The following is a 13,928-nucleotide window of genomic DNA, read 5'->3' on the forward strand; positions in this document are numbered from 1 at the left end:
GTGACGCCGGGCGGCCGTCAGCCGTCGAACGCGTCGAGCACCGCAGCGGCGGACCGCGCGACGAGGGCGTCGTCGTAGGCGGTGTCGGGGGTGTTGCGGGTCGTGAGGACCGCGATGACGATCGGGCCGCCGTCCGGCCGGGTCACGCGTGCGACGTCGTTCCGGATGCCGCCCGCGCCGCCGGACTTGTCGACCACCGTCCAGCCGTCGGGAGCGCCTGCGCGGACGAGGGTGTCGCCGGTGGCGTTGCCGCTCATCCAGTGCTCGAGCAGCGCGGTGTCGGAGCGTCCGAGCGTCCGGCCGTCGAGCACCGCGGCGAGGGTCGCCGCGAACGCCGCCGGGGTCGTGGTGTCCTCGGTGCCGCCGGGCTCGATCGTGTTGAGGGCCGGTTCGTCGTGCACGACCTCGGTGGTGCGGTCCCCGAGCTCCGCCAGTGCTCGGTCGAGCCCCGCGGGGCCTCCGATGCGGTCGAGGACGAGGTTCAGGGCCAGGTTGTCGCTCTGCCGGACCGCGGCCTCGGCGAGCTGGGCGACCGTCAGGCCGTCGGCGACGTGCTCGCTCGTGACGGGGGAGTGGCCGGCAGCGGTGGCGTCCGCCGCACTCCAGTGCACCCGCTCGTCCCGGTCGGTGCCGTGCACCGCGCGGAGGAACTGCGCCGCCGCGAACGCCTTGAGGGTCGACGTGTAGCCGAAGCGGCGGTCGCCGTTGTACGCGACGGTCTCGCCGGTGGTCGTGTCGGTCGCGACGACGCCGACCGTGGCGTCGTACTCCCGCTCGAGGGCGGCGAGGGTGCGGGCGACGGCAGCCCGGTCGGCGGCGGTGATGGTCGGGGTCGGCGAGGGCGTCGGTGAGGACGTGGGTGTGCGCATCGGTGACGGTGCCGTCGCGGTGCTGCCCGGGCTCCCGCCGCTGCAGCCGGTCAGGGCGAGTGCGGCGACGATGCCGGCGACGAGTGGGGCGGTGGCGCGCATGGCAGCACTCTCGCGCGCGGCCCTGGACGGTGCCCGCACGCTCCGGGGCCACACGCAGAAGGGCCGCCCGGTCGGGCGGCCCTTCGTGTCGGAGCGAGTGACGGGAATCGAACCCGCGCTACCAGCTTGGGAAGCTGGAGTTCTACCATTGAACTACACTCGCGCACCCCGCTCAGCGGGACGTCGCAAGCCTAGCGGATTCTGCGCTGGACGCCAGCCGAGTGCCCGCCGAGCGTGGCGCTGCCGGCCCGCACCGCGCCTCCTGGCCGGACCCGTGTCTCCGCTGTGAGCCGGTCCGTCTGACGGACAGGTGTCGCCCCCGTGTGTACCGTCCAGGTGGATCGAGCGACCCGCGAACCCGAGGAGGACCCGGATGGTCAGACATCCCCTCATCGACGACGTGGTCGGCCCCGCGATCGTGGTCGACTCGGCCTCGCCGGTGGTGTGGCTGACCGAGGCGCTCGCCTCCCTGCTCCGTCGGGCATCCGAGTCCGGACGCTTCGTCGTCCTCCGCACCGGGCCCGGCTCCGCGCTCACACCGGCGCTCCGGCACGCCCTCGGCGCGTACGGGGCCGCGTGGGCCGTCACCGATCCCGACGGCACGCTCCGCGACGGACGGACCGGCGTCGCAGCCTCCCGCATCGAGGACTTCGTGCACCGCGGCCCCGAGCTCGTCGGCACCCCCTCGCCGGAACACCCCGTCGCGCGCGACTCGGTGCGGCAGATCAGCATCGACCTCACGCTGCGCCACCACGCCGAACGCGCGATCGACATCGGGTCCGCGATCGAGGCCCTGTGCGAGACGGTCGGCACCTGCCCGACGCGCTGGGGCACCGCCGAACCGCTCACCGTGCCGTGGGACCGCTGGGTCGTCACGCAGTACGCCAAGCACGAGGCCCCGGCGGTGTCGACGTCGTACGCCGTGGGCGAGGGCTTCTCGGCGACGATGACCGCGCACCTGCTCGACGGCGTGGTCGTCGAGACGATGTCCGCCGTGCTCACGATCCCCGAGGACGGCGCCGACCAGACGCTCGCGCCGCGGCTCCTCGACGCCGTGCACCGCGTCGCCGAGGACGTCGAACCCGTCTTCGGTGTGGTGATGCAGCGTCGTGGTGACGCCGACCACCTCGTCCGTGCCGTCTCGCACGGCGAACCCGCGCCGCTGGCGGTCGTGGTCGGGCCCGAGGCGACCGAGTTCCTCGACCGGGACGGCGTGTGGCCCCCGCCGCGCACGACCACCTCGACGTTCGGCGGCGGCGGTCTCGTCGTGCGCTTCGACGACGGCTGGGAAGCGCTCGAGGAGTTCCTCGACCGCATCGACGAGGACCGGTTCCTGCAGCTCGTCGGTGGCGCCCCGCTCGACCCGGCGCACGACGAGGGCACGCTGGACGGCCACGTCGGGGACGGTTCGCACGTGTTCGGCGGTCACCGTGCCCCGTGACGTCACCCTGCTCTGCCGCGGGCCGGTGGAGACGCGCGACGTCGCCGAGGCGCTGCTCCTGCACGACGAGTCCTGGGGTGTCCGGGCGCTCGACGACGGCCCGATGATGCAGGTCTGCCGGGACGCCACGCACCCCGTGATCACGGTGCTCGCGGTGCGGCGCGTGGACGCCCTCGACGAGGTCGAGCGGATCCTGCCGGACGCCCCGACGCTGTCGACGCCGCTGTGGTGGGTGGACACCGTGACGCCCGAGGGGGCGGACGGCGAGTCCGGGATCTCCGCCGCGCTCGAGGCCGCGATGGACCTCGACGCGGTCTGCATCGTCCACGGCGACTGAGCGGGCGCCGCGTCGCGCCGCGCCGCGTCAGTCGCGGTCGTGCATGGCGGCGAGGCGCTCGTTGTACGCCTTGAGGTCCGCGTCCCCGTCCCGCTCCGCCTTGCGGTCGAGGCGCTTCGCGTCCCGGGTGTCCGACTTCACCCAGTTGCGCACGACGAGCAGCGCGACGAACACCATCGGCAGCTCGGACGCACCCCACGCGATCCCGCCGCCGGTGTGCTGGTCGGCCAGGAGCGCGGCGTCGTTCGTCTGTCCGAGCGCGTGGAACCAGTCGATCGCGAAGACCGACTCCGACGTCATCACGGCGACGCCGAAGAACGCGTGGAACGCCAGGGTCGCGAGCAGGGCGATGATGAGGATCGGGTACTGCGGCCGCTTCGGGCCCGGGTCGACGCCGATGAACACCCAGAAGAACAGGTACCCGCTGAAGACGAAGTGCACGACCATCGCCACGTGCCACTCGTGCGACTGCATGGCGTACTGGTACGCGGGCGTGAAGTAGAACACCACGAGGGACCCGGCGAAGATCACCCCGGCGACGGCCGGCTTCGCGAGGAACTGCATGTACCGCGAGTGCGTGAAGAGCATGAGCCACTCACGGGCACCGCGCGAGCCGTCGTTCCGCACCGGCAGGGTCCGCAGCGCGAGGAGCACGGGGCCACCGAGCACGAGCGGCAGCGGCACGAACATCATCAGCAGCATGTGCTGGATCATGTGCGACGAGAAGTGGATCATGCCGTAGACCGCCGGGCCCGCCGAGGTCGTCCAGATGAACAGCGCGCACCCGAGCAGCCACGCGATCGTGCGTCCGACGGGCCACTTGTCCCCGCGCTTCCGGAGCTTCCGGACGGCGAGCAGGTACCAGCCGGCCCCGACGACCGCGAGCGCCAGCCACACCCAGTCGATGTGCCACTGGGTCAGGTAGGTCTGCACGGTCTGCGCGGGCGGGTACGGGAACCCGATGAGTCCGGAGCGGGTGTCGTCCCCGGTCTCCGGCGTCTGCGGGATCGGCGGCTGCGAGCGGGAGACGGCGACGGAGACCCCGATGGCGATCGCCATGAACACGATCTCGGCGAGGGCGAACCGCACGAACACCCGGCGGTCGAGCGGCGCGCGGAGGAGCCCCGGCACGAGCCGCCGGCGCTGGACGACGCCGGCGAGCCCGAGCAGCACGAGGATCACGGCCTTGACCGTGATGAGCCACCCGTAGGTCGTCGTGAACAGGTCGAGCGGGCCGGTCAGGCGGAGCGACGCGTTCACGATGCCCGAGAAGGCGACCGCGGCGAACGCCCACCCCGCGAGCGTCGAGTACCGCGACACGACCCGACCGGTGGCGCCCTTCGTCCGGGTGCGCAGGACGAGCACGGCGACGAGGCCACCGGCCCAGACGCAGACGGCGACGAGGTGGACCGCGAGCGAGTTCACCGCGTTCGCGTGCTCGAGCGACCCGGCCGCGTGCCCGGACAGGGCGAGCGGCAGCAGCGCGAACAGCCCGGCGACCGTCGCCACCGCGAGCGTCGTCACCCGGGTGGCGAAGGCGGCGACCACGGTCGCGACGAGGATCGCCACGGCCGACACCACGAGCGCCTGCCCGATCTCGACCTGGAACGCGAAGAGGGTGAAGTTCCGCGCGAACACCGGGTTCGTCAGCGGGACACCGAGGGTGTTCGCGCCCGTCAGCACGATGCTCACCACGGCCGCGAGGAACCACACCGAACCCGTCGCGGCCGCCCAGCGCGCGGCGCGGTGCTGCACGCTCGACATCGCCCGGTGGTCCTTCTTCTGCGCCGGGAGTGCGAACGCCGCGACGACGAGCAGGCCGATCGTCAGTGCCGCCATGGTGTCGTGCACGACGCGCGCGACGGGCAGTCCGTACTCGACGAGGTCGCCGGCGGACACCAGTTGCTGGTTCGCGGTGAAGGCGCCGGTGAGCGTCATCCCGAGGATCGAGCACGCCACCGCGAGCGGGACGGCGACGACGAGGACCGTCGCGACGGTGGACGTGCGCGCGGTGACGGGCGCCGATTCCGGCGCCGCGCCTCCTGGCTGGGTTTCGGGTGACGTGACGGTCATGACCGTCCAATCGTAGGCGTGTGGGCCTGGAGGCGCGGCGTGCGTCGCGCGCACCGGCTGCGGCCCGCCTCAGGTCACGACGTCAGACGCGGCGCTCCCAGATGCCCTCGCTCCCGACGCCCACGAACCCGACGGCCTCGTTGACGTCGAGCATCGGGCGGTTCTCCTCGGCGTTGAACGTGATGATCGAGGGCCGCCCCGGGAAGTCCTGCTCGACGCGTTCGATCCCGGCCACCTTGAGCAGCCATCCGAGCCGGTGCCCGCGGTGCTCCCGGAGCACGAGGGTGTCGCCCTGCATGACCGGCTGGTGCACCGCGTCCGGCACTGCCAGCTGCGTGAAACCGGCCAAGGTGGTCGTCGGGAGGTGTTCGACCGCGACCGTGACCATCGTGCGCGGCGAGCGTTGCAGCTGCGCCTCGTGCTCCTGCAGGCGCTCGCGCGTCCAGACGTCCTCCGGCTCCTCCATGTCGCCCTCGGGAGTGTCGGTGCTCATCCGGGTCTCGAGCAGTGCGATGCCGTCGAGCCACTGCTCCGGCGTCGGCCCGGCCCACGCGTGCACCCGGTAGTCCGGCCCGGCGGCGGCCGCTGCACGGTCGTGGAGCTCGCGGACCACGGAGTGGTCGGCCGGCAGCGCCAGGCGGCTGATCCGGTTGACCTGCCCGAAGCGCCAGCCGCGCCCGGTGAGGAACCGTGCGCCGGCTTCGTCCTCGGGCACGGCGCCGTGGCCGGTGGGCGGGACGAGGTACCCCGGTCCGGACGCCGGTCCGACCTGCCGTGACACCGCGTACGTCTTCCACTGGGTGCGACCGTCGTCGCGGGCGGTGTCCTCGAGGTGATCGGCCAGCAGCGTGCCGATGCCCCGCCGCTGGTGGTCGGGCGCGACGGCGACCGCGATCCAGCAGTTCGGAGTCCCCGGTGCCCGCTTGGTGTCGTAGGAGCCGGCGGCTACGACGTCGCCGTCCGAGCCGCGCACGACGAAGAGGCGGCTCGGTGCCTCGGGGTCGAGCAGGTACGGCAGCTGTTCCTCGGGCGTCCAGAGGATCTCGGGCAACCCGGTGACGGCGACCTCGGCGGCGTTCTGCACGCGGACCCAGTCGCGGAAGGCCTGCACCGTCACGGCGTCGTCGTCCATGGTGGCGGGCACGTCGAGTTCGTGCACGGTGTACGCGGTCATGTCGGTTCCTCCTGGCCGTGTGACGCCGCCCGACGCTGGGCAGCCTCGCAGCTTACCGGTGCCGTTCCGCTGCCGCTAGGCTCGTCGCGTGCTGCTCTCCGACCGCGACATCACCGCCCAGCTGGCCGAGGGCCGGATCGGCCTCGACCCGTACGACGCCTCGCTCGTCCAGCCGTCGAGCATCGACGTCCGGCTCGACAAGTTCTTCCGGTTGTTCGACAACCACAAGTACCCGCACATCGACCCGGCGGTCGACCAGCCCGACCTGACCCGGCTGGTCGAGACCGACCCGGACGAGGCGTTCGTCCTGCACCCGGGGGAGTTCGTGCTCGGGTCGACGTACGAGGTCGTCACGCTGCCCGACGACATCGCGGCACGGCTCGAGGGCAAGAGCTCGCTCGGGCGCCTCGGCCTCCTGACCCACTCCACGGCGGGCTTCATCGACCCGGGCTTCTCCGGGCACGTCACCCTCGAGCTCTCGAACGTGGCGACCCTGCCGATCAAGCTCTGGCCGGGCATGAAGATCGGCCAGCTCTGCTTCTTCCAGCTGTCGAGCCCCGCCGACAAGCCGTACGGCTCCGCCGAGTACCAGTCGCGGTACCAGGGGCAGCGCGGTCCGACGCCGTCCCGCTCGGCGCAGAACTTCCTGCGGACGGACGTCTCCCGCCGCTCCTGACCGGCACCCGGGTGGACGTCGGACGTCAGACCACCGCGACGTACTCCCTGATCAGCGCAACGAAGCGTGGCCCGGCGATCCCGGAGTCCGCGAATCGTGCATCGGCCGGCCTGATGCTCCGGAGGGTTCGTGCGGTGTCCAGCCGGCGCCCGCTCACCGGTTCGGTGTCGAGGGCCCACCCGCCGACGGCGGCGGCACCGTGTGCATGACGGATCTCCAGCAGGTGCCCGAGGTCTGCGAGGTCCTTCGTGGAGCGGCGCGAAGCCCAGGCGTACGTCTTGAGGATCGTCGCCATCTCGACGGTCGGGACCCGGACCACGAAGCGCTCTTCGCGACCGTGGGTGTCGACCACGGTCGTGTCGACCTCGATCGGGTCCTGTGCGAGGACGACGTCGAGGCCGGGACTCGCGTCGAAGTGCCGCCCGCCGAGGTGCCGTGGGCGAAAGCGTCCGTCGAGCGACTCCACGAGCAGGTCGATCGTTCGGCCGTCCCGCTCGAACCGGTTTCCGGCGGTTGCCCGGTACCCGTCGGCGAGCAGCCTGTCGACCACGTCACCGCGGGCCGCGATCTCAGTGCTCACGCCCGCGTCAGCGTCGACGGTCCGCCGCGCCGCGAGGCCGTCGACCGGGAACGCTGTCAGGAGCAGTCCGACCATGTGGCCTCCGACGATGCGCGCGGCGCTGCGATCGGCGATCGCGCGTACTGCGTCACCGAGCGAGGCGAAAGCGAGTTCGTCGGCGACCGAGGTGCACGGGACCACCGCGCTCACACGGATCACCGTTCGTCCCGCCCGTCGAGCGTGACGCGGCGCAGTGCCAAGACCGCGTCGTCGCGGTCGGGACCCCGGGAGTTGGCGACCTCCCATGCCGTGACCAGCGGATCCGTGAGCGTCGGTGCGCCGTGCGGGTCCCAGGCTCGAGCGGTCGCGAAGACGGTGGGATCTGCGGGGACGACCACCGCGAGCGTCTCGTCACCGGGTGGTGCCGTGGTGAAGCGTGCCGCGAGGTCGAGGTCGGCCTCGCTGTAGAGGACCGCGACGACCGGGCGACGAACCGGCGCGAGGGTGTCGGCGGCCGAGTCGCCGGAGACGAGCACCGAACGTGACTCGGAGCGCGCTGCCTCGACTGCCCGCTGCCGCTGGAGGTCGAGCGCGGCCACGCTCGTCCAGCGTCGGCGTACCCCCGACGGGCCCGGGTACGCCGACAGGAACTCGTCCCACAGTGCTGAGGCATCACGACCGACCCATCCTCCGGCCGTTCGCTCCACGCCGAGGCTGTGCAACGCGGGCAGGGCGAGCGCGATCGCCTGCTGGGTGACGCCCGTCTCGCTCGCGAGTTCGGACTGTGTTCGCGGAGCGCCGGTGCGCACGAGCGCTCGCATCAGCGCGAACCGTCCCCAGGGCGTGCGGCCGCGTGAGCCACGCACCGGGGCCGGAACGGGCGTCCGCGACCACTCGGTGCCGTCGATCAGTACGGCACCTTGGTCGACGGCCGCGACGATCACCCGCGAGTCAGCGAGCGCGATCGCGCGGAGGGAGGCGGTCGATCGTGGAACGACGTACAGCAGCGCTTCAGCCGCCATCGCGCCTCGGCCGAGAGTGCCCAGCTCACGCATCACGCGCGCCGGGGTCGGAGGGGTGTCGAGCGCCCGGATGAGCACGTGGCGGAGCCCCTGCCGAGACGTCAGACTGGCGGTCCGTGACGAGGTCGCACGGACGGAGAGGTCCAGGTCGGGCGCAACTGTCTCGAGCAGCTCGAGGCCTCGCACGACGTCCATGGCGTGATCGTACAAGCAAAGCGGACGTCGAGAGGAAAAACTTGTATTCGGCATAACGCGGCCCGCGATATCGCCCGTCGCAATATCCTGGACGCGGCACTCCGAACCGCAGGATGTGCGTAAAGAAATGTCGCATTCTGTGTATCGTGGCCGCATGTCCGCAGTACTCCCTCGACCCGCGCCGCCAGTGTCGGCAGCCGGGCTCATCCGGGACGCCCGCCTCCGCGCCGAACTCACCCAGGTGCAGCTCGCCGACCGCGCCGGCGTCACGCAGAGCGTCATCAGCACCTACGAGAACGGACGCCGCGAGCCGTCCCTCGCCGCACTGCAGCGGCTCCTGCTCGCAGCGGGGTTCACGGCCGCGATCGACCTGCACCCCGTCGAGGAACCGCCGCCCCTCCGCGAACGGGTGATGGCCGCACGGCGGGAACTCGTCGCGATCGTGCAGCGCCTCGGTGGCCGCAACCCCCGGCTCTTCGGCAGCGTGGCCCGGGGCGAGGACGGCCCGGCGAGCGACGTCGACCTGATGGTGGACCTCGACCCCGGGCTCGGCATCTTCGCGCTCATGCGGATCCAGGACGAGGCGGAACAGCTCCTCGGCGTGCGGGTGGACGTGGTGGACGCCGCCGGCATGGGCGCCGACGCCGTCCGGGACGCGGTGCCGCTGTGAGCCGCGACGTCGGGGACCGGCTCGACGACGTGATCCGTGCCTGCGGGGTGATCCGTGCCTACGTCGACGACGACGCACTGCCGGAGGGCCTCGTGTACGACGCGGTCCGGATGCGACTGGTCGAGATCGGCGAGGCGGTCCGGATGCTCCCGAGCGCGGTGACGTCGACCGAGCCGAGCATCCCGTGGTCGCGGGTGTCGCTCCTCGGCGAACGCCTCACCCGGCGGTACTTCGACACGACGCCGGCCGTCGTGTTCGGGACGGCCCGGGTGGACGTGCCGTCGCTCTGCGAGGCGGTCCACCGCCTGCGCGCCGCGCACGCAGCGCGCGGTGACCGTCGGGGCGCGGCAGGGGCAGCGGACCTGACGCGGTGACGGACGGGAGGCGCGGGTCGGCCCCGGACCGCGCCTCCCGTCCGACCGTGGCCCCGCCGCGAACGCGGGACGGCCCCGTCTCGCCGGAGCGAGACGGGGCCGTCGTCGTGTGATCGGGGAGATCAGCCCTTCTTGGCGAGTGCCTCGAGGGTGTCGTTGCCCTTGTAGGCCTCGACGGCGTTCTCCTTGGTCACGAGGATCGGGGTGAGCTCGATCGCCGGGACCGTCTTGACGCCGTTGTAGTTGTTCGTCTTGTCGATCTTGGTGTCGGGCTTGTTGCCCTTCGAGAGGTCGGACACCAGGTCGATGGCGGCCTGGGCCTCCTCGGTGGTGTTCTTGTAGATCGTCGAGTACTGCGTGCCCTGCATGATGAGCGGGATCGACGCGGTCTCCGAGTCCTGGCCGGTGACGACCGGGTTCGGCTTGCCGGCGGCCTTCGTCGCGGTCAGGATCGCACGGGCGAGGGTGTCGTTCGGCGACAGGACGCCGTCGAGCTTGGTGTCACCCGAGTAGTACTGCGACAGCAGGTCGGTCATGCGGGACTGGGCGTTCTGCGCGAGCCAACCCTTGGTCTGGACCTTCTGGAAGGTCTCCTGGCCGGACGTGACCTTGACGGTGCCGTCCTTGATCTTCGGCTCGAGGACGTTCATCGCACCGTTGAAGAACACGGTGGCGTTCGCGTCGTCCGCCGAACCGGCGAACAGCTCGATGTTGTAGGGGCCGTCACCCTTCTCGGCCTTGAGGCCGTCGAGGAGTGCCTGCGCCTGCAGCTGGCCGACCTTGTAGTTGTTGAACGCCACGTAGTAGTCGACGTTCTTGGTGTTCAGGATGTTGCGGTCCCAGGCGATGACGGTGACGCCCTTCGCCTTGGCGGCCTTGACCTGCGAGCCGAGCTGCGAACCGTCGGCGGCACCGATGATGACGACCTTGGCGCCCTTGGTGACCATGCCCGAGATCTGCGACTGCTGGTCCGGGACGGGGTTGCCGGCGTTGGCGTACTGGATGTCGGCCTTGAAGCCGGCGTCCTCGATCGACTTCTCGAACGCGGCGCCCGCGAGCACCCAGTTCTGCGACGTCTTGGCCGGCAGGGCGACGCCGATGAGGTCGCCCTTCTTGATCTCGGTGCTCGAGCCCGAGTCCGAGCCGGAGGTGCCGCGAGCCGAGCAGCCGCTGAGGGCGAGGCCCGCGACGAGCGCCAGGCCGATGCCGGCGATGAGCTTTTTGCGCATGTGAGTGCTTTCTCTTCGTTGAGGGGTGGTGCTGTGGTGAGGGGTTCGTGCGCCCCGGTCGCCCGGGGCGCCACGTCTTTACTGGGTGTTGACCTTCTCCGGCTGGTCCTGGATGGACTGCGGTTGCTGGGCCGCCACCGTGTTCTGCTCGGTGTCCTTCTTCTGGAACTGCCGCATCATGCCGCCGATGAGCGACGGGCGGCCCTGGGACTTCGAGTAGACGTCGAAGGCGACCGCGACGAGGAGGACGAGACCACGGATGATCTGCACCTTGTTCGACTCGATGCCCATGAGCTGGAGGCCGTTCGACAGGAGCGCCATCACGAGGCCACCGATGATCGACCCGGAGATCGTGCCGATGCCACCCGCGACCGCGGCGCCACCGACGAACACGGCGGCGATCGCGTCGAGCTCCCAGCCGGTGCCGTCAGCCGGACCCGAGGCGTTCGAGTAGCCGACGAACACCATGCCGGCGACCGCGGCGAGCACGGACATGTTCGCCATGACGAAGAAGTTGACCTTGCGGGCGCTGACACCGGAGAGCACCGCGGCGCTCGCGTTGCCGCCGACCGCGTAGACCTGGCGACCGAAGATCGTGTTCTTCGTGATGAAGCCGTAGATGATCGTGAGGACACCGAGGATGATCGCGACGATCGGGATCGACGTACCGACGGGGCCGGCGCCGAACAGGTAGGTCGCGACGAGCGTGACGGCGACGAGGACGCCCGTGCGGACGATCGACACCCACAGCGGCGGGACCTCGGCCTGCATCTTCTTGCGGCGGGAGCGGCCGCGGGCCTCGATGACGATCAGGGCGATGATCGTGGCCAGACCGATGAGCAGCGTGCCGTTGGAGTACCCGAAGTCCGGGCCGAAGTCACCGAGGTAGCCGGCGCCGATGGCGTTGTACGAGTCCGGGGTCGGCACCGAGGTCGACTGACCGATGATCTGGTTCGCACCGCGGAAGATGAGCTGACCGGCGAGCGTCACGATGAACGCGGGGACCCGGACGAACGCCACCCAGAAGCCCTGCCAGGCACCGACGAGGGCACCGACGGCCAGGCCGAGGATGATCGCGGCCCACGCCGGCCAGTGCCACACGGACATCGACTGCGCGACGATGATGCCGACGAACGCCGCGACCGAACCGACCGACAGGTCGATGTGGCCGGCGATGATCACCATCACCATCCCCAGCGCGAGGATGAGGATGTAGGAGTACTGCAGGAACAGGTTGATGACGTTCGTCGGCTCGAGGATCAGGCCCTTGGTCGTGATCGAGAAGAAGATCACGATCGCGATCAACGCGATGATCATGCCGTACTGGCCGATGCTGTTGCCCTTGCCGAACAGCAGTTTCAGGTTCTTCATGAGACGAGAGCGCCCTTCCGCGCGGAGGTCATGCTGCGCATGAGCGTTTCTGGATCGGCCTGTTCCGAGGGGATGTCGGCCGTGATCTGGCCCTCGAAGATCGTGTAGATCCGGTCGGAGAGGCCGAGGAGTTCGGGGAGCTCGGAGGAGATGAGGATGATGCCCTTCCCCTCGGCTGCGAGCTGCTGGATGATGCCGTAGATCTCGAACTTGGCGCCCACGTCGATGCCGCGGGTCGGTTCGTCGAGGATGAGGATGTCCGGGTCGGTGAACATCCACTTCGACAGGACGACCTTCTGCTGGTTGCCGCCGGAGAGCTTGCCGACGTTCTCCTCGACGGTCGGCACCTTCGTGCGGAGCAGCTTCCGGTACTTCTCGGCGACGTTGTACTCCTCGAGGGAGTCCACGACGCCGGCCTTCGAGATCTTCTGCAGGTCGGCCGCGACGGTCGACCGCTTGACGGTGTCGAGCAGGTTGAGGCCGAGTGCCTTGCGGTCCTCGGAGACGTAGCCGATGCCGTGCTCGATCGCCTGCTGGACGTTGGTGACCTTGATCTCCTCGCCGTCCTTGATGATCTGCCCGCCGAGCCACGTGCCGTAGGAGCGACCGAAGATGCTCATCGCGAGCTCGGTGCGGCCGGCGCCCATCAGACCCGCGAAGCCGACGATCTCGCCGCGCTTGACGTGGAAGTTCGAGCCCTTGCAGACCAGGCGCGAGGAGTCGAGCGGGTGCTGGACCGTCCAGTCGCGGACCTCGAAGAACGTCTCGCCGATCTTCGGGGTGCGGTCCGGGAAGCGGCTCTCGAGCGACCGGCCGACCATGCCGCGGATGATGCGGTCCTCGTTGACGCCGTCGCCCTTGACGTTCAGCGTCTCGATGGTCTTGCCGTCGCGGATGATCGTGATCTCGTCGGCGATCTGCTCGATCTCGTTCAGCTTGTGGCTGATGATGATGCTCGAGATGCCCTTGGCCTTCAGCCCGACGATGAGGTCGAGGAGGTGCTGCGAGTCGTTCTCGTTGAGCGCCGCGGTCGGCTCGTCGAGGATGAGGAGCTTGACGTCCTTGTGCAGGGCCTTGGCGATCTCGACGAGCTGCTGCTTGCCGACGCCGATGTTCTTGATCTGCGTGTCCGGGTCGTCGGCGAGGCCGACGCGGGCGAGCAGGTCCTGTGCACGGAGCTGGGCGCTCGTCCAGTCGATGACGCCGAACTTGCCCGGCTCGTTGCCGAGGAACAGGTTCTCGGTGATCGAGAGCTCCGGGATCAGCGCGAGCTCCTGGTGGATGATCACGATGCCGGACTGCTCGGACTGCTTGATGTCCTTGAACCGGACCTCTTCGCCCTCGAAGACGATCTCGCCGTCGTAGGTGCCGTACGGGTACACGCCGGACAGGACCTTCATGAGGGTCGACTTGCCGGCGCCGTTCTCGCCGCAGATCGCGTGGATCTCGCCGGCACGGACGCTGAGCGAGACGTCGGACAGCGCCTTGACACCAGGGAACTCCTTGGTGATCGAGCGCATCTCGAGGATCGTCTCGGGTGCGGTGATCGACCGGGTCTCGAGGCCGGTGTCGATCGGGGTTGACGCCACGGTGCATCTCCTTCTGCCGCTGCGATGCGGCAGTCCTTCGGGTGGTTCTGCGAGCGGCAGCGAAGGCACAGGAGGTCTGTGTGGACTTCGTTGTCGCGTCCGGAGATCCGCGTCGTGACGGTCATGTGACCGTTCACATCGGCGGAACGGAGGTAATACTACGCACGCGATCGGCGCGCCTGTCAATTCGGTTTGGTCGCGTTTGTGTAACGGGCCGCGTGATCTGGCGGAACCGGGCACCGCACGT

General features: G+C 70.2%; 13 protein-coding genes and 1 tRNA gene. 5 read left to right on the forward strand and 9 right to left on the reverse strand.

Going from position 1 to position 13,928, the window contains the following annotated elements; genetic code table 11:
- Window positions 1-17: 17 nt before the first annotated feature.
- Both bla and J2X60_RS14470 read right to left on the reverse strand, forming a co-directional pair.
- Window positions 18-971 (reverse strand): class A beta-lactamase, encoded by a 954-nt coding sequence (gene bla / locus J2X60_RS14465; RefSeq protein WP_309888416.1) that lies wholly within the window; start codon window positions 969-971, stop codon window positions 18-20.
- Between the two features lie 92 nt (window positions 972-1,063).
- Window positions 1,064-1,134 (reverse strand) — tRNA-Gly (locus J2X60_RS14470).
- 210 nt (window positions 1,135-1,344) lie between these two features.
- Here J2X60_RS14470 and J2X60_RS14475 point away from each other — a divergent pair.
- Both J2X60_RS14475 and J2X60_RS14480 read left to right on the forward strand, forming a co-directional pair.
- The gene (locus J2X60_RS14475) at window positions 1,345-2,412 is read left to right on the forward strand and encodes a DUF6177 family protein (RefSeq protein ID WP_309888418.1); all 1,068 of its coding nucleotides are present in this window, start codon (window positions 1,345-1,347) and stop codon (window positions 2,410-2,412) included.
- A complete protein-coding gene (locus J2X60_RS14480; protein ID WP_070417120.1) occupies window positions 2,402-2,749 on the forward strand; it encodes a hypothetical protein in 348 nt (115 codons plus the stop codon). Before J2X60_RS14475 ends, J2X60_RS14480 begins: the two co-directional genes overlap by 11 nt.
- A gap of 27 nt (window positions 2,750-2,776) precedes the next feature.
- Here J2X60_RS14480 and J2X60_RS14485 read toward each other — a convergent pair whose 3' ends face one another.
- Window positions 2,777-4,822: a cytochrome c oxidase assembly protein gene (locus J2X60_RS14485; protein WP_309888420.1), complete on the reverse strand. Its 2,046-nt coding sequence runs from the start codon at window positions 4,820-4,822 to the stop codon at window positions 2,777-2,779.
- Between the two features lie 82 nt (window positions 4,823-4,904).
- Window positions 4,905-5,996 (reverse strand): GNAT family N-acetyltransferase, encoded by a 1,092-nt coding sequence (locus J2X60_RS14490; RefSeq protein ID WP_309888423.1) that lies wholly within the window; start codon window positions 5,994-5,996, stop codon window positions 4,905-4,907.
- An 88-nt stretch (window positions 5,997-6,084) separates the two neighbouring features.
- Between J2X60_RS14490 and dcd the strand changes: the two genes are divergently transcribed.
- A complete protein-coding gene (gene dcd, locus J2X60_RS14495) occupies window positions 6,085-6,672 on the forward strand; it encodes a dCTP deaminase (protein ID WP_070417116.1) in 588 nt (195 codons plus the stop codon).
- 25 nt (window positions 6,673-6,697) lie between these two features.
- Here the strand turns inward: dcd and J2X60_RS14500 are convergent, their stop codons facing one another.
- Together J2X60_RS14500 and J2X60_RS14505 are read right to left on the reverse strand one after the other, a co-directional pair.
- Window positions 6,698-7,441 carry a hypothetical protein gene (locus J2X60_RS14500; RefSeq protein WP_309888424.1) on the reverse strand — a complete coding sequence of 248 codons (744 nt, stop codon included), beginning with the start codon at window positions 7,439-7,441 and terminating at the stop codon, window positions 6,698-6,700.
- A 5-nt stretch (window positions 7,442-7,446) separates the two neighbouring features.
- Entirely contained in the window at window positions 7,447-8,448 is a 1,002-nt protein-coding gene (locus tag J2X60_RS14505; RefSeq protein ID WP_309778225.1) for a hypothetical protein, read from the reverse strand.
- 154 nt (window positions 8,449-8,602) lie between these two features.
- Here J2X60_RS14505 and J2X60_RS14510 point away from each other — a divergent pair, with 154 nt between their 5' ends.
- Both J2X60_RS14510 and J2X60_RS14515 read left to right on the forward strand, forming a co-directional pair.
- On the forward strand, window positions 8,603-9,118 hold the full coding sequence (locus J2X60_RS14510; protein ID WP_083403123.1) for an XRE family transcriptional regulator: 516 nt from the start codon (window positions 8,603-8,605) through the stop codon (window positions 9,116-9,118).
- Entirely contained in the window at window positions 9,115-9,492 is a 378-nt protein-coding gene (locus tag J2X60_RS14515) for a HepT-like ribonuclease domain-containing protein (protein WP_309888428.1), read from the forward strand. Before J2X60_RS14510 ends, J2X60_RS14515 begins: the two co-directional genes overlap by 4 nt.
- Before the next feature lie 122 nt (window positions 9,493-9,614).
- Here J2X60_RS14515 and J2X60_RS14520 read toward each other — a convergent pair whose 3' ends face one another.
- The 3 genes from J2X60_RS14520 to mmsA all read right to left on the reverse strand — a co-directional run bounded on the left by J2X60_RS14520 (window position 9,615) and on the right by mmsA (window position 13,612).
- Window positions 9,615-10,721 carry a substrate-binding domain-containing protein gene (locus J2X60_RS14520; protein ID WP_309778232.1) on the reverse strand — a complete coding sequence of 369 codons (1,107 nt, stop codon included), beginning with the start codon at window positions 10,719-10,721 and terminating at the stop codon, window positions 9,615-9,617.
- A gap of 78 nt (window positions 10,722-10,799) precedes the next feature.
- Window positions 10,800-12,092, reverse strand: a complete 1,293-nt coding sequence (mmsB, locus tag J2X60_RS14525) for a multiple monosaccharide ABC transporter permease (protein ID WP_309888430.1) — start codon at window positions 12,090-12,092, stop codon at window positions 10,800-10,802.
- Complete coding sequence (mmsA, locus tag J2X60_RS14530; protein WP_175473765.1) at window positions 12,089-13,612, reverse strand: multiple monosaccharide ABC transporter ATP-binding protein; 1,524 nt, start codon at window positions 13,610-13,612, stop codon at window positions 12,089-12,091. The genes mmsB and mmsA overlap by 4 nt, the downstream gene beginning before the upstream one ends.
- Window positions 13,613-13,928: the final 316 nt, after the last annotated feature.

The organism is Curtobacterium sp. 320 (genome assembly GCF_031455235.1).
In the GTDB taxonomy this organism is placed as follows: Bacteria; Actinomycetota; Actinomycetes; order Actinomycetales; family Microbacteriaceae; genus Curtobacterium.